Annotated in this window: 18 protein-coding genes, 1 tRNA gene and 2 pseudogenes; 13 read left to right on the forward strand and 8 right to left on the reverse strand. The window is 71.6% G+C overall.

What is annotated here, in order from left to right; genetic code table 11:
- Nucleotides 1–74 precede the first annotated feature (74 nt).
- Nucleotides 75–725, reverse strand: a complete 651-nt coding sequence (locus ABZU43_RS24525; RefSeq protein WP_355008820.1) for a hypothetical protein — start codon at nucleotides 723–725, stop codon at nucleotides 75–77.
- A gap of 252 nt (nucleotides 726–977) precedes the next feature.
- Between ABZU43_RS24525 and ABZU43_RS24530 the strand changes: the two genes are divergently transcribed.
- On the forward strand, nucleotides 978–1,595 hold the full coding sequence (locus tag ABZU43_RS24530) for a copper resistance CopC family protein (RefSeq protein ID WP_355008821.1): 618 nt from the start codon (nucleotides 978–980) through the stop codon (nucleotides 1,593–1,595).
- A 175-nt stretch (nucleotides 1,596–1,770) separates the two neighbouring features.
- On the opposite strand, the gene gltX is transcribed toward ABZU43_RS24530, so the two are convergent.
- Genes gltX through ABZU43_RS24545 form a run of 3 tightly spaced genes read right to left on the reverse strand, consistent with a single transcriptional unit; the run spans nucleotide 1,771 to nucleotide 5,857 of the window.
- Nucleotides 1,771–3,180: a glutamate--tRNA ligase gene (gltX, locus tag ABZU43_RS24535; protein ID WP_355008822.1), complete on the reverse strand. Its 1,410-nt coding sequence runs from the start codon at nucleotides 3,178–3,180 to the stop codon at nucleotides 1,771–1,773.
- A gap of 53 nt (nucleotides 3,181–3,233) precedes the next feature.
- The gene (locus ABZU43_RS24540) at nucleotides 3,234–4,511 is read right to left on the reverse strand and encodes an MFS transporter (RefSeq protein WP_355008823.1); all 1,278 of its coding nucleotides are present in this window, start codon (nucleotides 4,509–4,511) and stop codon (nucleotides 3,234–3,236) included.
- A complete protein-coding gene (locus ABZU43_RS24545; protein ID WP_355008824.1) occupies nucleotides 4,508–5,857 on the reverse strand; it encodes a GH1 family beta-glucosidase in 1,350 nt (449 codons plus the stop codon). The genes ABZU43_RS24540 and ABZU43_RS24545 overlap by 4 nt, the downstream gene beginning before the upstream one ends.
- A 188-nt stretch (nucleotides 5,858–6,045) precedes the next feature.
- Between ABZU43_RS24545 and ABZU43_RS24550 the strand changes: the two genes are divergently transcribed.
- Nucleotides 6,046–6,492: an SRPBCC domain-containing protein gene (locus ABZU43_RS24550; protein ID WP_210783445.1), complete on the forward strand. Its 447-nt coding sequence runs from the start codon at nucleotides 6,046–6,048 to the stop codon at nucleotides 6,490–6,492.
- A gap of 166 nt (nucleotides 6,493–6,658) precedes the next feature.
- Here the strand turns inward: ABZU43_RS24550 and aceE are convergent, their stop codons facing one another.
- Entirely contained in the window at nucleotides 6,659–9,397 is a 2,739-nt protein-coding gene (aceE, locus tag ABZU43_RS24555) for a pyruvate dehydrogenase (acetyl-transferring), homodimeric type (protein ID WP_355008825.1), read from the reverse strand.
- Between the two features lie 178 nt (nucleotides 9,398–9,575).
- Here aceE and ABZU43_RS24560 point away from each other — a divergent pair, with 178 nt between their 5' ends.
- From ABZU43_RS24560 to ABZU43_RS24595, 8 genes and pseudogenes are all read left to right on the forward strand, one after another.
- Entirely contained in the window at nucleotides 9,576–10,049 is a 474-nt protein-coding gene (locus ABZU43_RS24560; protein WP_355008826.1) for a hypothetical protein, read from the forward strand.
- 26 nt (nucleotides 10,050–10,075) lie between these two features.
- The gene (locus ABZU43_RS24565; RefSeq protein ID WP_355008827.1) at nucleotides 10,076–10,480 is read left to right on the forward strand and encodes a YjbQ family protein; all 405 of its coding nucleotides are present in this window, start codon (nucleotides 10,076–10,078) and stop codon (nucleotides 10,478–10,480) included.
- 231 nt (nucleotides 10,481–10,711) lie between these two features.
- Complete coding sequence (locus ABZU43_RS24570; protein ID WP_355008892.1) at nucleotides 10,712–11,116, forward strand: MarR family winged helix-turn-helix transcriptional regulator; 405 nt, start codon at nucleotides 10,712–10,714, stop codon at nucleotides 11,114–11,116.
- Nucleotides 11,117–11,167: 51 nt separating this feature from the next.
- A pseudogene (locus ABZU43_RS24575) lies at nucleotides 11,168–11,506 on the forward strand (transketolase); the annotation flags it as partial.
- 282 nt (nucleotides 11,507–11,788) lie between these two features.
- Nucleotides 11,789–13,759 (forward strand): annotated as a pseudogene (locus ABZU43_RS24580) (thiamine pyrophosphate-dependent enzyme); the annotation flags it as partial.
- A gap of 112 nt (nucleotides 13,760–13,871) precedes the next feature.
- Complete coding sequence (locus ABZU43_RS24585; protein WP_007463483.1) at nucleotides 13,872–14,309, forward strand: DUF3052 domain-containing protein; 438 nt, start codon at nucleotides 13,872–13,874, stop codon at nucleotides 14,307–14,309.
- A gap of 111 nt (nucleotides 14,310–14,420) precedes the next feature.
- A complete protein-coding gene (locus tag ABZU43_RS24590) occupies nucleotides 14,421–14,885 on the forward strand; it encodes a peroxiredoxin (protein WP_355008828.1) in 465 nt (154 codons plus the stop codon).
- A 76-nt stretch (nucleotides 14,886–14,961) separates the two neighbouring features.
- Nucleotides 14,962–15,033, forward strand: a tRNA-Val gene (locus ABZU43_RS24595).
- 43 nt (nucleotides 15,034–15,076) lie between these two features.
- Here the strand turns inward: ABZU43_RS24595 and ABZU43_RS24600 are convergent.
- Entirely contained in the window at nucleotides 15,077–15,820 is a 744-nt protein-coding gene (locus tag ABZU43_RS24600) for an SDR family oxidoreductase (RefSeq protein ID WP_355008829.1), read from the reverse strand.
- 235 nt (nucleotides 15,821–16,055) lie between these two features.
- On the opposite strand from ABZU43_RS24600, the gene ABZU43_RS24605 reads away from it, so the two are divergent.
- Nucleotides 16,056–16,679: an HAD-IA family hydrolase gene (locus ABZU43_RS24605; RefSeq protein ID WP_355008830.1), complete on the forward strand. Its 624-nt coding sequence runs from the start codon at nucleotides 16,056–16,058 to the stop codon at nucleotides 16,677–16,679.
- 6 nt (nucleotides 16,680–16,685) lie between these two features.
- On the opposite strand, the gene ABZU43_RS24610 is transcribed toward ABZU43_RS24605, so the two are convergent.
- Together ABZU43_RS24610 and ABZU43_RS24615 are read right to left on the reverse strand one after the other, a co-directional pair.
- Nucleotides 16,686–17,279 (reverse strand): Pr6Pr family membrane protein, encoded by a 594-nt coding sequence (locus tag ABZU43_RS24610; protein WP_355008831.1) that lies wholly within the window; start codon nucleotides 17,277–17,279, stop codon nucleotides 16,686–16,688.
- A 9-nt stretch (nucleotides 17,280–17,288) separates the two neighbouring features.
- On the reverse strand, nucleotides 17,289–18,599 hold the full coding sequence (locus ABZU43_RS24615) for a glycosyltransferase (protein ID WP_355008832.1): 1,311 nt from the start codon (nucleotides 18,597–18,599) through the stop codon (nucleotides 17,289–17,291).
- Nucleotides 18,600–18,721: 122 nt separating this feature from the next.
- Here ABZU43_RS24615 and ABZU43_RS24620 point away from each other — a divergent pair, with 122 nt between their 5' ends.
- Together ABZU43_RS24620 and ABZU43_RS24625 are read left to right on the forward strand one after the other, a co-directional pair.
- Entirely contained in the window at nucleotides 18,722–19,201 is a 480-nt protein-coding gene (locus tag ABZU43_RS24620; RefSeq protein WP_355008833.1) for an N-acetyltransferase, read from the forward strand.
- Between the two features lie 90 nt (nucleotides 19,202–19,291).
- Nucleotides 19,292–20,434 (forward strand): polysaccharide pyruvyl transferase family protein, encoded by a 1,143-nt coding sequence (locus ABZU43_RS24625; RefSeq protein ID WP_355008834.1) that lies wholly within the window; start codon nucleotides 19,292–19,294, stop codon nucleotides 20,432–20,434.

The raw sequence follows: 20,434 nt of genomic DNA on the forward strand, positions 1-20,434 counted from the left end.
GTGACCTCAGTGCGTGCGCCTGCTCAGTGCGTGCGCCTGCTCAGTGCGTGCGCCAGCTCAGCGCGTGCGCCAGCTCAGCGCGTGCGCCTGCGGATCAGCAGGGCGATCCCGGCGAGGCCGACGGTGATGGTCAGCATCACGCCGACGTTGAGCAGCAGCAGGCGTTGCAGGTCGCCGAGCGCCTCGTCGAGGTCCTTCGCCGGGTCGAGCGTGTCCTCCGGGAGAACCCGCTCACCGCCGCCCGCGCCGCCGCTGACCGTGTCGAACTGCCGCTCCAGCGGCACACCGGCGGTGCGCAGGGTCTCGGACATGCTGAGCCGACCCAGGAACCAGCCGGCGCTGGTCTTACGGCCGTCCGGCTGCTTCGCCGGCCGGAAGACGCGAGGGCCGCCGATCGCCTTGGGGTAGAGGTCGTAGGTCTGCTTCGGCGTCTCGCCGGCGAGCACCACGACGGTGTATTTCGGACCGAGGTTGGCTGCCTTCGGACCGGTTGGCATGCCGGTGCGCGCGAGGAAGTTGACCTGGTCGATGACCGCGCCCACGAGGGCGGGCTCCTTTTCCGCGCGCAACCGCAGCGGTGCGGACAGCCCCGTGCCGGTGATGTCCACTCCGGCGGGTGCCGGCTTCGGCGCCGCCGAGGCCGAGCCGGCGGTGCCAAGCGACAGCAGTGCCACCGCCATCGTGCCCGCCAACACGGCGGCCAACCGCCTCATGTGTCGGAGCATCCCGCCTCCTCGCCCCGTTCGATGGATGGCTTCGTGGTGACGTCTGGACCGATCTGCCGGTGCGGCATCGACCGGATGGTCGCGTCCACTCCTACAGACTCCGCAGAACGTCGATGAGTTGCAGCTTTTGGAACAGTAATTGGAACTATCTGCGATCTCTGCTCGACTAATGAGGAGCCGTTTGATCAGCGGGCGGATCGTACCCTTACGGAGGGGTTCATGGGGGGCAGGGTTACACGTACGGTGCGGGTCGTGCCAGTGGTGCTCGGCGTGGCGTTCGGTGTGTCGTTTTTGGTGCCGGCGACTCCGGCCGCCGCTCACAACCAGCTGACCGGCAGCAACCCGCGCGACGGCGCCCGCGTGGCGTCGGCACCCGCCCGGGTCGAGCTGCGGTTCCTCGCCAAGCCGTCGCCGACTACGACGAAGATCACAATAACCGGACCGGACAATGTGGTCGCTGGCGGGACTCCCGCCTTCGACGGCAGTCGGGTGCGGGTGCCGTTCAAGCCGGCCGCAGCCGGGCTTTACATCGTCGGCTACCAGCTCGCGTCGTCCGATGGGCACCCGGTGAAGGGCGAGGTGCGGTTCACCCTCACCACCGGCACCGCAGCCGACCCCACTGCCTCGCCGTCGGCCACCGCCGGAACCAACCCGGCGAGCTCGCCGTCGGCTGGCGCGTCGGCCGTCGGCGTACCCTCCGCCGGCTCGCCGTCGGCGGCACCTGGCAGCCCGACGGCCTCCCCGGCGCCGGCCGCCTCGGAGCGGTCCGACTCCGGCAGTCGCTGGTGGATCTGGGCTCTCGGCGGCCTGCTGCTGCTCGCCGCACTCGCGGCCGGCCTCGTGTTCCGCCGCCAGCGACGAGCTCGGTAACCCTCTGATCCTCGCCGCTCCCGGTGGGCAGGCAGGCGTACGCATCATCCTTTGCTCTGCACCCGCGGATGCGACGGCAACGGTCGGTGACCGGTGCAGATCGGGGTGCAGAGCAAAGTCAAAGCGATGCTGAGGTACGCCGGCGACGCTCTCCTGACGAGTGGACGGGCGACAGTCAGACGAGGCGCAGGCGGGCGGCGCGCATCCGGGTCAGGGTGCGCTCCCGACCGAGCACCTCCAGCGACTCGAACAGCGGCAGACCCACTGTGCGACCGGTGACCGCGACCCGCACCGGCGCCTGCGTCTTGCCGAGCTTGAGGCCCCGCTCGGCGCCGACCGCCTCCAGCGTCGACTTCAACGACTCGGCGTCCCAGGACTCCAGCGCCTCGAACGCCGCGACGGCGTCGTCCAGCAGCTCGGCGGAACCGTCCTTCATCGTCTTGGTCCAGGCGGCCTCGTCGATCAGCGGTGAGGCCAGGAAGAGGAAGTCGACGTTCGGCACGATCTCGCTGAGCACCGCGATCCGCGTCTGGGCCAGCGGCGCCACGGCGGCGAACGCGTCGGCGTCGAACTCCTCCGGCTGCCACGGCGGCGGCGCGATGGTCCCGGTGCCGGTCAGCCACGGCTGGCAGGCGTCGATGAACTCGGTCACCGGCAGCGCGCGAATGTACTCGCCGTTGAACGCGCGCAGCTTCTTCTCGTCGAAGAACGCCGAGGAGAGGTTGACCTCGTCCAGCCGGAACTCGTCCTCGATGACCGACCAGGGAACGATCTCCCGGTCGCCGGAGGGAGCCCAGCCGAGCAGCATGAGGTAGTTGCGCATCGCGCCGGCCAGGTAACCCTCGTCGCGGTACGCCTCCAGGGCGACCTTGTCCCGGCGCTTGGAGAGCTTCTGCCGCTTCTCGTTGACCACCACCGGCACGTGTGCCCAGATCGGCGGCTTGACCCCGAGGGCTTCCCAGAGCAGCTGCTGCTTGGGGGTGTTGGGCAGGTGCTCCTCGGCCCGGATCACGTGGGTGATCCCCATCGTCATGTCGTCGACGACGTTGGCCAGCAGGAAGACCGGCGAGCCGTCACCGCGGGCGATGACGAAGTCCTCGATGAGCTTGTTCTCGAACGTGGGCTCACCGCGGATCAGGTCGACCACCACTGTCGCGCCCTCGTCGGGCGTACGGAAGCGCAGGGCGTGCCCGGGGCCGGGGCCGAGGCCACGGTCGCGGTGGTAGCCGTCGTAGCCCTGGTACTGCGAGCCGGTGCGGGCCTGCACGTCCTCGCGGGTGCAGTCGCAGTAGTAGGCGCGGCCCGACTCGTGCAGGCGCGCGGCGGCAGCCCGGTGCTCCCCGGCGTTGGCCGACTGGAAGTACGGGCCCTCGTAGCTGCCCCGGGAGATCCCGATCCAGTCCAGCGCGGAGAGGATGCCCTCGGTCCACTCGGGCTTGTTGCGCGCCGCGTCGGTGTCCTCGATGCGCAGCACGAACACGCCGCCCTGCTGCTTGGCGTAGATCCAGTTCTGCAGCGCCGAGCGGGCGCCGCCGACGTGGAACATACCGGTCGGGGAAGGGGCGAAGCGCACACGTACTGTCACGTCCCCCAGCCTACGGCGGTCCGCGACTGCATTCCGCCACCGCCCCCCACGGCTCAGGGGACCGAGCGGATCTTGACGACCAGCGCGCTGCCGAGCAGGGTGACCACGGCGGTGACCGCGTAGAGCGTGGGATAGCCGCCCAGGTACACCACGAGCGGGGCGGAGAGCGCCGGGCCGAGCACCTGCGGCGCCGAGTTGGCGATGTTGATGACGCCCAGGTCCTTGGCCCGGTCGGTGGCCCGGGGCAGCACCTGGGTGATCAACGCGGCGTCCACCGAGAGGTAGACGCCGTAGCCGGCGCCGAGCAGCAGCGCCGCGACGATCGCCATCGGCCAGACCGGCGCGACCGCGAGCAGCAGCGCCGCCACCGCCATGATCAGCCCGGAGACGATCACGTAGATCTTGCGGCGGCCGGAACGGTCGGACAGCCGGCCGGCGACCACAGCTGTCAGCATCATCCCGAGCGTGTAGAGCAGGATCAGCACCAGCAGGCCGCCCTCGGGGTCGGGGTGGCGCACCCCGTCGCTGAGGAAGTACAGCAGGTAGAGGGTGCCCAGGGCGTTGCCCAACTGGACCAGGAAGCGGGTGATCCAGGCCCAGGCGAAATCCGGGTGCCGGCGGGGGCTGATCCACATCGAGGCCAGCAGCGCCCGCGTCCGGATCGCCGGCCGATGGGTACGTGGTAGCGGTTCGTCGGGGGTGAGCAGCGCGAACGGCAGCGACAGCAGCAGGACGGCCACGGCGATGGCCAGGTAGCCGGCGGCGTTGCCGGTGACCACTGCGGTGACCAGCACCGCGCCGAGCACCAACCCGAGCGCCTGCGGGATGCCCACCCACCCCGAGACGCCGCCGCGCTGCCGCACCGGGACCCGGTCGGGGATGGCGGCGCTGAGGCTGGCCAGCATCGCGTTGAAGCAGACCTGCGCGGCGACCCAGCCGAGGGCGACGCCGAGGATGGTCCGTTGCTGGGCCAGCAGCACCAGGGCCGCCGCGCCGAGCACGGCCCCGCCCGCCGTCCAGACGTGCCGACGGCCGAACTCGCGGCCGGCGATGCGCAGGCAGGTCCGGTCGGAGAGCGCGCCCGCCAAGGGGTTGGCCAGCACCGCGGCCAACGCGCCGAGGCCGGTGACCACGGCCAGCATGTTCTCCTTGTCGCCGGGCGCGATCTGCTCGATCTGCTGCGGCAGCAGCACCTGGATGGGCGTGAAGAACGCCATCCACACGCCGAGGTTGGCCGCGAAGATCAAGCCGATCCAGCTGCGCCGTACCGGCACCGTCGGCTCGGCGAGCGCCGCCGGCAGCGACGCCGGCGTCGGGTCGAGGGTGGTCACCGCGCCGACCCCGGCCGGCTGGCCGCGATCACGTCCCGCAACCAGGTGTACGACGACTTCGGCGTACGGGTCTGGGTGGGGTAGTCGACGTGCACCAGACCGAAGCGCTTGGTGAACCCCTCGGCCCACTCCCAGTTGTCCAGCAGCGACCAGACGAAGTACCCCCGGACGTCCACCCCGTCGTCGATGGCGGCCCGGACCGCCCGCAGGTGCCCGTCGAGGTACGCGATCCGTTCCGGGTCGGCCACCTGCCCGTCGGCGTCGGGCTCGTCGTCGTACGCGCAGCCGCTCTCGGTGATCTCGATGGGCGGCAGCGCGTCGCCGTAGGTGTCGCGGAGCCAGCCGAGCAGCTCGTGCAGCCCGTCGGGGTCCACCGGCCAGTCGAAGGCGGTACGCGGGTAGCCGTCCAGCGGCACGAGGTCGAACGGCAGGGGTGAACCCTCCTCGGCCGCCCGTACACCGGTGGGGTTGTAGTAGTTGACCCCGAGCACGTCGATCGGCGCGGCGATCGTGTCGAGGTCGCCGGGGTGGATGACGCTCGGGTCCAGGCCGGGCAGCTCCGGGTAGCCGCGGCCGAGCAGCGGGTCGGTGAAGAGCCGGTTGTGCAGCGCCTCGTACGCGGCCCCGGCGGCCCGGTCGGCGTCGCGGTCGCCGAGCACCCGCACCGGCGAGTAGTTGTTGGCGATCGCCACCGGGCTGGCGGTGTGGGTCCGCAGCGCGGCGACCGCGAGCCCGTGCCCGAGCAGTTGGTGGTGGGCGACCGGGAAGGCGTCGAACAGCAGCATCCGGCCGGGGGCGTGCACACCCATGCCGTAGCCGAGGCTCATGTGGATGAACGGCTCGTTGAGGGTGATCCAGAGCCGGACCCGGTCGCCGAGGCGAGCGGCGGTCTTCTCGGCGTACTCGGCGAAGCGGGCGGCGGTGTCGCGGTGCATCCAGCCGCCGGCGTCTTCGAGGGGTTGCGGCAGGTCCCAGTGGTAGAGGGTGGCCACCGGGTCGACTCCGGCGGCCAGCAACTCGTCCACCAGGCGGTCGTAGAAGTCCAGGCCGGCCGGGTTGGCCGGGCCGGCGCCGGTGGGCTGGACCCGGGGCCAGGCGATGGAGAACCGGTACGCGGAGACGCCCAGGCCGGCCAGCAGCGCCACGTCCTCGGTGTGGCGGTGGTAGTGGTCGCAGGCCACCTCGCCGCTGCTGCCGTCGCTGATCCGCCCGGGGGAGCGCGCGAAGGTGTCCCAGATGGACGGAGCTCGGCCGTCGGCGGTGGTGGCGCCCTCGATCTGGTGGGCCGATGTGGAGACGCCCCAGCGGAAGCCGGTGGGGAACTGGGGCATCGGTGCGGTCGACATGCGCCCTCCCGGTCAACGTGAAACGTGTTCGGGACTTTAAAGCGCTCTCGATGAATGCGCCATAGGCCGCCCTGGCCTAATCCGCAATGGTTGATCGGCGTGTCTTTTTCCGAACCCGTCCAGGTAAGTCCGATTTAACGCATAGAGTGCCGATATCGTGGGATGTCCTCACCGGAGGAAAGACGGAAATGATCCTCGTGGAACGCAGTGCGCACGTGGCGGCGCCAATTGAAGTGGTCTGGGATGTCGTGCAGCGGGCCGAGCAGTTGCCGGCCTGGCTGGCTGGGGTCCGAGCGGCCGAAGTGCTCTCGGGAGAGGGCTTCGGGCGGCGACAACTCGTCCAGGCTGGGCGCGGCTCGGCGCATGAGGCCGAGGTGATCGCCTACCAGGAGCCGACGCTGATCGGCTGGCGGGAACGGGCCAAGGGCGCTGGATCTCGGGCGGAGGCGCGCACCGAGATCTACGTCCAGCTCACCGGAGACGAGGAGGAAGGCGGGACCATCGTGCGCCTCATCGTGGTCCGCTGGCCGGCCGGCCCGGTCAAGGCGGCCATGCTGCGCCTCGGACTGCGTCGGGTCGGCGCCGACCTGGAGGACTCGCTGGCCCGGCTCACCGACCTGGCCGCCGTCGGCTGACGAGCGCCCATCCTCCCGGCGTCACCCGCGACGGCGGTGGTCCGGATCCCCGCCAGGGCCCCTGGACCACCGCCGCTCCGTACCCCCCGACCGCAGTTGGGTTGGGCCGTAGTCGAAGAAGGGCCCGGCGCTGATGCGCCGGGCCCTTCTTCGGTCGTGCTGGGTCTTAGCTGTCGCCGCCGGTCTCGCCGACCGGGGCGGCGTTGACGTCGTCGATCGCGTACTTCTTGGCGGCCTCGGCCGGCACCGTGATCGCCACCGCGCCGCTGCGGGCGAGCTGCCGCAGCGTGGCCACCACGATCGACTCCGCGTCGACGTGGAAGTGCCGGCGCAGCGCGTGCCGGGTGTCCGACATGCCGAACCCGTCGGTGCCGAGCGACGTGTAGTCGCCGGGTACCCAGCGGGCGATCAGATCCGGCACCGCACGCATGAAGTCGCTGACCGCGACCTTCGGCCCGTCCGCCTCGGCCAGCTTCTGCTGGATGTACGGAACCTTCGCCTCGGCGCCCGGGTTGAGCAGGTTGTACTCCTCGGTCTCCACCGCGTCGCGGCGCAGCTCGGTCCAGGAGGTCACCGACCAGACGTCGGCACCCACCCCCCAGTCCTGGGCGAGCAACTGCTGGGCCTTGAGCGCCCACTGCATCCCGGTGCCCGAGGCGAGCAGGTTGGCCTTCGGGCCGTCGACCTGCGGTGCCGGCGAGTAGCGGTAGATGCCCTTGAGCAGGCCCTCCACGTCCACGTCGGCCGGCTCGGCCGGCTGCAGCGTCGGCTCGTTGTAGACCGTCAGGTAGTAGAAGACGTTCTCCTGCGCGTCCCCGTACATCCGGTGCAGACCCTGCTCCAGGATGTGCGCGATCTCGTACGCGAACGCCGGGTCGTACGCCACCACCGCCGGGTTGGTGGCGGCGATCAGCAGCGAGTGCCCGTCCTCGTGCTGAAGGCCCTCACCGTTGAGCGTGGTCCGACCCGCTGTGGCGCCGAGCAGGAAGCCCCGGGCCATCTGGTCGGCCGCTGCCCACAGCCCGTCGGCGGTCCGCTGGAACCCGAACATCGAGTAGAAGATGTACATCGGGATCATCGGCTCGTCGTGCGTGGCGTACGCCGAGCCGGCCGCGGTGAACGAGGCCACCGAACCGGCCTCGTTGATCCCCTCGTGCAGGATCTGCCCGGAGGTCGACTCCTTGTACGACAGGAACAGCTCGCGGTCGACCGAGGTGTAGCGCTGGCCGTGCGGCGAGTAGATCTTCGCGGTCGGGAAGATCGAGTCGAGACCGAAGGTCCGGGCCTCGTCCGGGATGATCGGCACCCAACGCTTGCCGAACTCCTTGTCCTTCATCACGTCCTTGAGCAGACGGACGAAGGCCTGCGTGGTGGCCACCTTCTGCTTGCCCGAGCCGCGCTTGATGTCGGCGAACCGCTCCGGGCCCGGGATGGCCAGCCGCTTCGTGCTGGTCCGCCGGGACGGCAGGTACCCGCCGAGCTGCTCGCGCCGCTCCTTGAGGTACGCCAGCTCCTCGGACTTCTCGCCCGGGTGGAAGTACGGCGGCAGGTAGGGGTTGTCCTCCAGCGCCGAGTCCGGGATGTCCAGGTAGAGCCGGTCGCGGAAGGTCTTCAAATCCTCCAGCGTCAGCTTCTTCATCTGGTGGGTCGCGTTGCGGCCCTCGAAGTGCGAGCCGAGGGTCCAGCCCTTGATCGTCTTCGCCAGGATGACTGTGGGCTGACCGGTGTGCTCGGTGGCCGCCTTGTAGGCCGCGTAGAGCTTGCGGTAGTCGTGCCCACCCCGCTTGAGGTTCCAGATCTCGTCGTCGCTGAGCGGCTCGACCATCTTGCGGGTCCGTGCGTCGCGGCCGAAGAAGTGCTCCCGCACGTACGCGCCGGACTCCGCCTTGTAGGTCTGGTAGTCACCGTCGGTCGTGGTGTTCATCAGGTTGACCAGCGCGCCATCGGTGTCCGCGGCGAGCAGCGGGTCCCACTCACGACCCCAGACGACCTTGATCACGTTCCAGCCGGCACCCCGGAAGAACGCCTCCAGCTCCTGCATGACCTTGCCGTTGCCCCGGACCGGGCCGTCCAGCCGCTGCAGGTTGCAGTTGATCACGAAGGTGAGGTTGTCCAGCTCCTCGCGGGCGGCGACGCCGATGGCGCCGAGCGTCTCCGGCTCGTCCATCTCGCCGTCGCCGAGGAACGCCCAGACATGCTGCTGGGAGGTGTCCTTGATGCCGCGGTGCTGCAGGTACCGGTTGAACCGGGCCTGGTAGATCGCGTTCAGACCGCCGAGGCCCATCGAGACGGTGGGGAACTCCCAGAAGTCCGGCATCAGCCGAGGGTGCGGGTACGAGGGCAGCCCACCACCGGGGTGCGACAGCTCCTGGCGGAACCCGTCGAGCTGGTGCTCGCTGAGTCGCCCCTCCAGGAACGCCCGCGCGTACATGCCGGGGGAGGCGTGGCCCTGGTAGAAGATCTGGTCGCCACCGCCCGGGTGGTTCTTGCCCCGGAAGAAGTGGTTGAAGCCCACCTCGTAGAGCGACGCCGAGCTGGCGAAGGTGGAGATGTGCCCACCGACGCCGATCTCCGGGCGCTGAGCCCGGTGCACCAGCATGGCGGCGTTCCACCGGACGTACGCCCGGATCCTCCGCTCGACGTGCTCGTCACCCGGGAACCAGGGCTCGCGCTCCGACGGGATGGTGTTGATGTAATCGGTGGTGGTCAGGGGCGGAACCCCGACCTGGCGCTCACGGGCCCGCTCCAGCAGGCGCAGCATGACGTAGCGAGCGCGTTTGGCGCCGCGTTCGTCGATGACACCGTCAAGCGACTCGACCCATTCGCTTGTCTCTTCAGGGTCGATGTCCGGAAGCTGGCTCGGTAGGCCGTCGCTGATCACCGGGCGCTTGCGTTCCGTAGCCACAGGCGTTCCCTCGGTTGTGTGTGGGATAGGTCTCTAGCGCCATCCTGCCCCCTGGTGGCACCCCTCGTCACGTCTAGGTCCCCCCGACGCGATGCTGAACACAGGTACCCGCCGGTAACTTAGCGCGACGATCGAGTGAAGGCTGAGCGGTTTGACCGCCACTCCTACCGTTACCGCCATGAACGGACGCCGTGTCGCGGTCGCCGCGAGCATGATCGTTGTCGGGGTGGTCGGCCTGGTCATCGGCGCCGTCGCCCTCGCTTCCGGCAACCTGCCGATGGTCGGACTCGTAGCCCTCGGCGCCCTGGTGGCCGTGCTCGGCGCGGGCCTGCTGCGCGACGCGAGCCGAGCGGCCCGTCCGAGCGGCCAGGCCGGCGGTCGTCGCCGTCGTCCGGACTCGGGTGGCGGTGGGTACGGCTACCACCCGATGCCCGCCGGGGACGCCGGGAGCGGGAACGTCGGCAGCCAGCGGGACGGCGACCACGACCGCTCCGACGACACGGAGCCGGCCGGCGGCAGCGGCGACTCCGGGGGAGGCTGGTCCGGCTGGGGCTGGTCCAGCGGTGACTCCGGCGGCGGCTGGTCCGGCAGTGACTCCGGTGGTGGCTGGTCCGGTGGCGGCGACTCCGGCGGCGGTGGCGGCAGCTCCTGAGCTCACCCTGCGGCAGAATGCGACGTATGCGCAGCGATGTGATCACCGTCCAGACCGGGTCCCGGCCGACCGTCCGGGACATCACCGCGGAGGCCCAGCAGTTCGTCGCGGGCGAGGGCGACGGCCTGCTGCATGTCTTCGTGCCGCACGCCACCGCCGGCCTGGCGATCATCGAGACCGGGTCGGGGTCCGACGACGACCTTCTGAGCGCCGTGGACGAACTGCTCCCCACCAAGGACCGCTGGCGGCACCGACACGGCTCGCCCGGCCACGGCCGTGACCACGTGCTGCCGGCGTTCATCCCGCCATACGCCACGCTGCCGGTGCTCGGCGGTCGACTGGCGCTCGGCACCTGGCAGTCGATCTGCCTCGTCGACACCAACGGCGACAACCCGACCCGCCAGGTCCGCCTCTCCTTCCTCCCCGCCTGACCCAGCCTCAATCTTGGCGATCTTGCACTTGCTGTCCCGACACAAGGGGCATCCCACCCATACAGGCAACCGAAACCGCAAGATCGGCGCGGAGGGGGCGCGCGGGGGGTGATCAGGCTGGGCTGCGGTGGGCGGGCTGGTGCGTACGATGTGGTCGTGACGGGGCAGGTGGGTTCCGTGGTGGGCGGGCCGGCGGATCGGGCTGGTCTCGCCGCCGACGTGCTGCGCCGGATGGCCCACGTCAGCGACGCGGTACGACACCGGCAGGGCAGCGCGTTCGCCGAGGTTGGGCTCACACCGGCGGCGGCCCGGGCGCTGCGGGAGCTGGACCCTGATCATCCGCTACCGGCCCGGGATCTCGCGGGTCAGCTGGGTTGTGACCGGTCGAACGTGACGGTGCTGGTCGACAAGCTGGAGCAGGCCGGGCTGGTCGAGCGTCGCACCGACCCGGCGGATCGGCGGCAGAAGACGCTGCTGGTCACCGAGGAGGGCCGCGTCGTACGGGCCCGGGTGATCGAGGTGATGTCCGACTCCCGACTGCTGTCCGGGCTGGGCGACGAGGAGCTGCGTACCCTTCGTGACCTGGTCTGGAAGGTGTCCGACGGCGGCTTTCCGGAGCCCTGCGGGTCGGAGTGAGCGTGACCCTTCCGGCCGTGTCCCACTGGGCGAGCGGAGCTTCCGTCGGTAATGCTGTCCGACGTGACCACCCCGCAAGATCTCGACGACCGGTTCCGGGAGACGCTGGCGGCGCTGCCTGCCGCCGAGCGGCGGCGTGACCCCGCCGACCCGGTCACCGACGACGCCCCGCTGACCGGCGGGCAGGTGCTGGACCTGTTCGACGCGCAGGTGACCAGCCGGCAGCTCGACCTGGCCGGCCGCTGGTTGCGCAGCTTCGGGGAGGGTTTCTACACGATCGGCTCCGCCGGGCACGAGGGCAACGCCGCGGTCGCCGCCGCGCTTCGTCCCACCGATCCGGCGCTGCTGCACTACCGCTCGGGTGCCTTCTACTGCCTACGCGCCGCCCAGGCCGCCGCCGACCCTGCCCTGGCTCCCGTGGACCCCGCGCCAGCCGCCGCGGACGCTACCCAGGCCGCCGCGCACCAAGCGCCGGCCGCCAACCGGGCGCGAACTGTCGATTCCGAGCGGTCCGCCCCGGCGGGAACCGTCGAGTCCGAACCGTCAACCGGCACTCGGCCGTCCGTCGACGGCGCACCGTCCCGTGACCCCGACCCCGGCGCCGATCCGCGGCTGTCCGAATCGGAGCCGTCCGGGATCGAACAGGCCCCGGCCGCCAACGGGTTCGCGGCGTACGCCGACGCGGCACGGGACGTGCTGCGCGGGATGGTCGCGTCCAGCCTTGAGCCGATCGCCGGGGGACGGCACAAGGTGTTCGGCCGGGCCGACCTGGCCGTCGTGCCGACCACCTCGACCATCGCCTCGCACCTGCCCCGCGCTGTCGGAATGGGACTGGCAGTGGAGCGGCTGCGCCGGCTGGACAGCGCCGGACGGCGTACCGGGGCCGGAATGCGGGTCGGCAGCGGCGCGGGCGCCACGCACGCCCCCTGGCCACCGGACGCCATAGTGGTCTGCTCCTTCGGCGACGCCTCGGTCAACCACGCGAGCGCCACCGCCGCCTTCAACACCGCCGGGTGGTACGACCACGCGGGGCTGCGGATTCCGGTGCTCTTCGTCTGCGAGGACAACGGGTTGGGCATCAGCGTCCGCTCGCCGGAGGGCTGGGTCGAGGCGACCCTGCGGGCCAAGCCGGGCATCCGCTACTTCAGCGCGGACGGAGCCGACCCGGTGCGGACGTACGAGGTGGCGGCGGAGGCCGCGGCCTGGGTACGGCGCAACCGGCGGCCGGCCGTGCTGCACCTGCGCACCGTCCGGCTGATGGGGCACGCCGGGGCGGACGCGGAGTCGGCGTACCGGGGCCCGGCCGAGCTGGCCGGGGACCTGGACCGGGACCCGCTGGCCGCCACCGCGCGGCTGCTGGTCGGCGCCGGCGTGGCGACCGGCGAGGAACTGCTGGCCCGGTACGACGAGACCGGCTGGCAGGTACGCCGGCTGGCCGAGGAGGTGCTGGGCGAGCCGAAGCTGGCCTCCGCGGCCGACGTGGTGTCGGCGCTGGCCCCACGTCGTCCGGTGCGGGTGGCGCGGGCGGTGGCCGACGCCGCGGCGCGGGCCAGTGGGCCGGGAGCGGGCGCCCGGGCGGAGGCGTTCGGCGGCAAGCCGCCGGAGCTGGCCGGGCCGATGACCCTGGCACAGAGCATCAACGCCGCGCTCGCCGACGGGATGCTCGACCACCCGCAGATGGCGCTCTTCGGTGAGGACGTGGCCGCCAAGGGCGGCGTGTACGGGGTGACGAAGGGGCTGCGCGACCGGTTCGGGGCGGCCCGGGTCTTCGACACCCTGCTCGACGAGACGTCGGTGCTCGGGCTGGGCCTCGGTGCCGGGCTGGCCGGGATGCTGCCGGTGCCGGAGATCCAGTACCTGGCGTACCTGCACAACGCCGAGGACCAGCTGCGCGGTGAGGCGGCCACCATGCGGTTCTTCTCGCAGGGGGCGTTCCGCAACCCGATGGTGGTGCGGGTGGCGGGCCTGGCGTACCAGGAGGGGTTCGGCGGGCACTTCCACAACGACAACTCGGTGGCCGTACTCCGGGATGTGCCCGGGCTGGTGGTCGCGGTGCCGGCGCGGCCGGACGACGCCGCGCCCATGCTGCGGACCTGTCTGGCGAGCGCGGCGGTGGACGGCAGCGTCTGCGTGTTCCTGGAACCGATCGCGCTCTACCACACCCGCGACCTGTACGCGGAGGGTGACGGCGAGTGGCTGGCCGGCTATCCGGAGCCGGGCGGGTGGGTGGCCGGGCACGTGCCGATCGGGCGGGCCCGGGTCTACCCGGTCGGCTCGGCGGACGACCTCACCATCATCACCTTCGGTAACGGGGTGCGGATGTCGCTGCGGGCCGCGGCCGTCCTCGCCGAGGAGGGGGTGGGCACCCGCGTGGTGGATCTGCGCTGGCTGGCTCCGCTGCCGGTGTCCGACATCATCCGGGAGTCCTCGGCGACCGGCCGGGTGCTGGTGGTGGACGAGACGCGTCGCTCCGGTGGGGTCGGCGAGGGCGTGATCGCCGCGCTGGTCGACGCCGGATATGTCGGTGCCGCACGTCGAGTAGCCGGAGTTGACTCGTTTGTACCATTAGGTCCGGCAGCACGTCACGTACTGGTCTCCGCGGAAGCCATTACCGACGGTGCCCGTACGCTGCTGGCACGGTAAATTCCGTTCCACCCGGTGCGCCACTTGCGCGCAGCCCAACAACTGTGTGGACTTTGCCTGACGGCGTCGCACCGACGTCGCGAGCAGGGACGAGATGAGGAGGCACGCGACAGTGAGCGCGACCGCTGGTCAGGCCGCCGACGGGGTACGCAGCCTGGCGGACCGGTTCGGGATCGAACCGGGGATGGTCGTCATGGAGATGGGGTACGACGACGACGTCGACCAGGATCTCCGAGACGCCCTGACCGACCGCTGTGGAGATCTGGTCGACGAGGACACCGACGAGGTGGTCGACGCGGTGCTGGTTTGGTACCGGGACGGCGACGGTGACCTTTTCGAGCTGCTCGTCGATGCCCTCGGCCCGCTGGCCGACAACGGCGTCGTGTGGCTGCTCACCCCGAAGGCGGGGCGCGACGGGCACGTCGAACCGAGCGAGGTCGCGGAGTCCGCGCCCACCGCCGGCCTTCAGCAGACCTCGACCGTCAACGCCGGCCGGGACTGGAGCGGCGCGCGTCTGGTGCTGCGTCGAGGTGCCAAGGCCAAGAAGTAGCCAGCGCCGCTCCGCTCGCCCGACGGTCCGCCCACCGTCGGGTAGCAGGCTGGTGCCGTCCCCCCGCCCCGACGCCGTCGCCGGCGTGGCCGAGCAGCGAGGAGAGTTCGCATGCCCCTACAGGTTGGTGCCGAAGCACCCGACTTCGTGCTCAAGGACCAGAACAACCAGGAGGTCCGCCTCTCGGACTTCCGGGGCAGGCGCGCCGTGCTGCTGGTGTTCTACCCGCTCGCCTTCACCGGCACCTGCCAGGGCGAGTTGAGCGAGGTGCGCGACAACCTCGGCGAGTACGTGAACGACGACGTGCAGGTGCTGACTGTCAGCGTCGACTCGGCCTACAGTCACAAGATCTGGGCCGACCGTGAGGGCTACCAGTTCCCGATGCTCGCCGACTTCTGGCCGCACGGCGCCGTCGCCCAGGCGTACGGGGTCTTCAACCACGTGGCCGGCTTCGCCAACCGGGGCACCTTCGTCATCGACAAGGCCGGAGTGGTCCGCTTCGCCGAGATGAACGGCCCGGGCGAGGCCCGCGACCAGCAGGGCTGGCGCAAGGCCATCGCCGAAGCGACCAACTGACCGGGGTACGCCGTGCGCCCGGGTCGGTGGCGGGCAGGTAAGCTTGCCAGCCACCGGCCCGCCACATGGGCGATCCGGGCGCGTAGCTCAGTGGGAGAGCACCCGCCTTACAAGCGGGGGGTCGCAGGTTCGAAACCTGCCGCGCCCACCCTGTAGTACGACGCGGCCTGCGAAGGCACGCCGCGTTCAGGTCAGCTGGTGAAGCCGCCGTCCACGTTGACCACCGCACCTGTCACGTAACTGGCCTCGGGGCTGGCCAGGTGCGCGACGGTGGCCGCGATGTCGGCGGGGTGCGCGTACCGGCCGACGGCGGTGAATCCGCTGATCGCCGCCGCGTTCGGTCCGTCCGCCGGGTTGGCGTCGGTGTCCGTCGGCCCGGGGTTGACCAGGTTGACGGTGATGCCCCGTGGGCCCATTTCACGGGCCAGGCCGCGGGTCAGCCCGACCAGAGCGGTCTTGCTCATCGCGTAGAGGGTCAGCCCGGGAAAGACCGCCCGCTCAGCGACGTTGCTGCCGATGCTGATGATCCGTCCGCCGTCGCCCAGGTGCCGCAGGGCCGCCCGCGCGGCGACATACGGTGCCCTGATGTTGACCGCGATGGTCTGCTCCACCTCTGCCGAGCCGAGCTCGTCCAGGGCGCCCACCAGGAACACAGCGGCGTTGTTCACCAGGATGTCCAACCGGCCCAGGTCGGCGGCCGCCCGGTCGACGGCGCCCCGCACGGCGGCCGGGTCGGCGCCGTCCGCCTGGATCGCCAGCGCTCTGCGGCCCAGCGCCTCGATCTGTTTCACCACGATCGCAGCCCGCTCGGCGTTTTGCCGGTAGGTCAGCGCCACGTCGGCCCCGTCCTTTGCCAGGCGCAGCGCGATGCCGGCTCCGATGCCTCGGGAGCCTCCGGTCACCAGGGCGACCCTGTCGTTGAGTGTCGTCGTCATGCAAACGATCATCTGGCCGCGCCGAGCTTCCGTCTGGCGGCCATCGGACGTCTCGCTCCGACCGCGAAGTCCGATACCCGCGATCCTCGGCGGCCTGCCGAGCCCGGTGGGTCACCCTGATCCGCGCACCTTCACGGATCCTGCTGCCTCACCGGGCGACGAGACAGCAGGATCACCGAAGTTGCGCGGATCTTGCGAGGTGGGGGAGGGTGGGGCGAGCGATCCGGGGAGCGTGGTGGTGGAATTGGCGGGCATTGGCGCGGTGCTGTTCGACATGGACGGCACCCTGGTCGACTCCGACGCCGCCGTTGAGCGGGCCTGGGAGCGGTGGGCGGCCGAGTACGCCGTCGACCCGGCCGCGGCGCTGGCGATCGCGCACGGCAGCCCGGCCGACCGGACCGTCCGCCGGCTGCTGCCCACGCTCGACGACAGCGCGGTCGCCGCCGCCGCGGCACGACAGCTCGCGTTGCAGTACGACGACCTGTCCGACGTGACGGCCACTCCCGGGGCGCACGAGCTACTGAACGCGCTGGCCCGGCTGGGGTTGCCCTGGGCGGTGGTGACCAGCGCCGACGCGCGGCTCGCCGAGGCCCGGCTCGGTGCCGCCGGAATCAAGGCGCCGGTGCTCGTCACGGTGGAGGACGTCAGCGTCGGCAAGCCGGACCCGGAGGGCTACCTGCGGGGCGCGGCGCTGCTGGGCGTACCCGTGGGGCGGTGCCTGGTCGTCGAGGACGCCGAGGTCGGCCTGCGGGCCGGTCGGGCTGCCGGGGCGATGACCGCCGCGCTGAAGGGCCTCGACGGCGACCTGCGTCTGCGCGACCTGGCCCAACTGGCGCACCACCTGGAGTCGACGCCCTGACCACTGTCAACCAGCGCGCCGCTGCGTCAGGCGAACCGCGGTCAGAGCGATGAGCAACACTGTGACGCCGAAGAGCAGGGCGTTGAGGGCGACGTCGGGGTACCCGAGTCGGGGTACGTCGAGGAACGGGTAGAGGTAGCGGCCCTCGGCCCCGCCGAAGGCACCCCGGACCAGGATCACCGTCAGCCACAGCAGTGGGTAGCCGAGCAGGCTGACCGCGTACGCCGGACGCAGCGCCGCCTGAGGTCGGCGGTTGAGCCACTGCGCGGCGGCCAGCGGCGGCACCACGGCGTGCAGCAGCAGGTTGCCGGCGTCGGAGACCAGCCCACGAGCCTCGGGGTTCGCCACCATGGCGTAGCCGCTCCACGGGTTGGCCAGCACGAGGACGAAGACCACCGCGGTGCCGGCGAGGTAGACGGTGAGCGCGGTACGCACCCGGTCACCGCACCCCGCCAGCAACACCACCAGGTAGGCGAGGTCGACCTGCACCGTGAAGTAGAAGAGCAGCTCGACGGGCTTCTCGCGGGCGGCGATTCCGGCGAGGGTCAGCCCGACGGCGAGCACCAGCGCGGTGCTCACCCGCAGGACCCGGTCGGCCACCGGCGGACGCTACCACCGCCGCATCGATGAACGCCACGACGAGCGCCCGCGCCCGGTCTCCGGTGCCGGCTCGGTTGGTCCCGACGACCCCGCGTCACCTCGCCGCGCCCCGGGGGTGGCAGCGCCTCCCGCTGGGCCGACGGGCGGCAGCGACGCGTACAGCGTGACCAGTTCGGCCAGGTAGCGCTCCGCGGACCAGTCCGTCGCCGCCGCCCGGCCGTCCCGGATCACGGCCCCGCGCACCTCCCGCTCGGTCAGCAGCCGGGTGAGCAACGCCCCGAACTCCGCCGGGCTGGGCTCGGCGACCGGTCGGGCGGTGCCGGTGCCCGGCCGCTCGACGAGCTGAGTGTCCACGATGGCCACCGGTAGTCCGTAGGCCTCGGCCTCGGCGAGCACCAGGCCCTGCGTGTCGGTGGTGGAGGCGAACGCGAGCACGTCCGCCGCCCGGTAGTGGGCGCCGACCCGGTGGCGTGGCACCGGACGGAGCAGGTGCAGCGCACCGCTGACGCCGTACCGGCGGGCCATCCGGCGGACCGCGAGCCGGTGCCGCCGGGCCCCGAGCAGCACCAGCCGGGCAGCCGGCAGCTTGCGGCGGACCTGGGCGAACGCGGCCAGCAGCAGCTCAGGGTTCTTCTCCGGAGTGGCCCGTCCGACAGCGAGCAGCACCGGCGCGTCCGCCGGGATGCCGAGCCGGGCCCGCAGCCGCCGCCGGTCGTCGGCGTCGGGGTGCGGTGCGGCGGCCGGGGTCGGCAGGACAACGACCGGGGTACGCCCCGCCATCGTCGCCATCGTCGCCGCGGTCTTCGCCGAAGGGGCGATCAGGACAGTGCTGTGGGCCAGGAGGGTTCGCGCGAGCGCCGCCAGTCGGGCCTGTCGACCCGGCCCGGGGTGGGCGAGCGCCCACAGATCGCCCGCCCGCCACCGCAAGCCCAGCCGCAGGCCGGCGTAGGCGGCCCCGATCGGGACCTCCGGGTAGTGCGCGGCGTACGCGACAAGGTCGGTGTGCCAGGTCAGCACGGTCGGTACGCGACGGGTGGCGGCCCACCGCAGGCCGGCGACGCCGAGCGGGCCGGTGGTGTGCACGTGCACCACGTCGACCGGTGCGCTGGGCGGCCGGGGCAGTGCCAACCGGTACGGCCGGGTCGGCACCGACAGCGAGGGCACCTCGCCCGGTCGGCGGCGACACCGCCACACTGGGCCGGGGCAGTGCAGCACGACCCGGTGCCCGGCGGCGCGCAGCAGCGCCACGGTGGTGCCGACCGAGGTGGCCACCCCCTCCGGGTTGGTGAGGTGGCTGTCGCTGACGTGGGCGATCCGCACGTTGTCATCGTCGCCCGCCCGCGCACCCCCGGCCGTCCCGTCCGCCCCGGGTGGGGAAACAGTTGGCGTGGCCGGGCCGGTTCTGCTGCACTACCGGCTCGCGACGAGGAAGGGGAGACGCGGTGGAGTTGACGTTGACGCCGATGACGGCAGAGGAGTTGGCCCGCCTGCTCGAATCACTGGAGCAGGGGTACGCCGACGATCTGGTGGCGCACCGGGGGATGACCCCCGAGGCGGCCCTCGACCGGTCGGTCAGCCAGATCCGGGAGTCGCTGCCGGCGGGCGCGGCCACCGAGGGGGCCCTGCTGCGGGTGGGCCGGGTCGGCGACACCGAGGTCGGCTGGATCTGGGTGACCCTGCCGACGTCAGCCGCCCCGGACCAGGCCTGGATCCACAACATCGAGGTGCACGAGGAGCACCGGGGACGCGGGTACGCGCGGCGGATGATCCAGCTCATCGAGGCCGAACTCACCCAACACGGTGTGCCCGAGCTGGGTCTGAACGTCTTCGGCACGAACTCCGTGGCGATCGGCCTCTACCGCAGTCTGGGCTTCGAGGTCACCTCGCAGCAGATGGCGAAACGCCTCACCCCGGGGAGCTGAGCCGGCGGCCCGGGGACGGGTCCCTTCGGCAGGACTGTTCACCTGCCCAGCGGGAAACCGGCGCGGACCGCACCTGGGGAGGAGCGACGGATGACGCACGGCGCCGGACTGACCATCGGTGTGCTCGGCTCGTACGGTGGGCGAAACCTCGGCGACGAGGCGATCCTCACCGGCCTGCTCACCGATCTGCGTACGCAGGAACCGAACGCCCGGATCATCGTCTTCTCACGGAACCCGGCGCACACCCGGGCTGCTCACCCCGATGTCGAGGCGGTGCCGTGGGAGGGCGTGAGCCGCACCGACTCGGCACTGGTTCTGGCCCAGCTCGACCTGCTCATCCTGGGCGGTGGCGGCATCCTGTACGACCGGGAGGCCCGCCGTTACCTGCGGGTGGTCCGGGTTGCCCAGGAACGCGGCCTGCCGCTGATCACGTACGCGGTGGGGGTCGGGCCGCTCAGCGAGGGGGTGGACACCGGCATGGTCCGGGAGACGCTCTCCAGCGCCACCCAGGTGACCGTCCGGGACCAGGAGTCCCGGATGGTGCTGGAGGAGGCTGGCCTGCTGAACCCGATCACGGTCACCGCGGACCCGGCGTTCCTCCTGCAACCGGAGGAGTTCCCGGCCCACCTGTTGGCCGAGGAGGGCGTGCCGGTCGGCAAGCGCCTCGTCGGGATAAGCGTGCGGGAGCCGGGCCGGGCCGCCGAACGCCTCGACGTGGACGGCTACCACCGGCTGCTGGCCCAGATCGGTGACTTCCTGGTGCACCGGATCGACGCGTACGTGCTGTTCGTGCCGATGGAGCGCGACGACATCCGGCACGCCCACGGGGTGCTGTCGCACATGGTCGCCGCCGACCGAGGTCGGATCCTGCACGGCACCTACTCACCGCAGCAGGTGCTGGGGTTGATGCGCCACTTCGACCTGGCCGTCGGCATGCGCCTGCACTTCCTGATCTTCGCGGCGATGGTCGGTACGCCGTTCCTGCCCCTGCCGTACGCCGGCAAGGTCTTCGACCTGGCCCAACGACTCGGCGTGCCGGCGCTACGCGGCGTGGAGCGGGAGGTCGAGGGCCCGCTGCTGGCCGAGGTCGACCGGCTCTGGGACGAGCGGGAGCAACGCGCCGAGGCCACCGCACGGCGGGTGGCGGAGGTGTGCGATCAGGCCCGGGGCACCTCGGAGGTCACCCGAGGCGTGCTGGAGAGCCTGCGCAGCCAGACCCTCACCCGGGTCTGA

Origin of the sequence: Micromonospora sp. NPDC005205 (assembly GCF_040608275.1) — a bacterium.
Taxonomy (GTDB): Bacteria; Actinomycetota; Actinomycetes; order Mycobacteriales; family Micromonosporaceae; genus Micromonospora.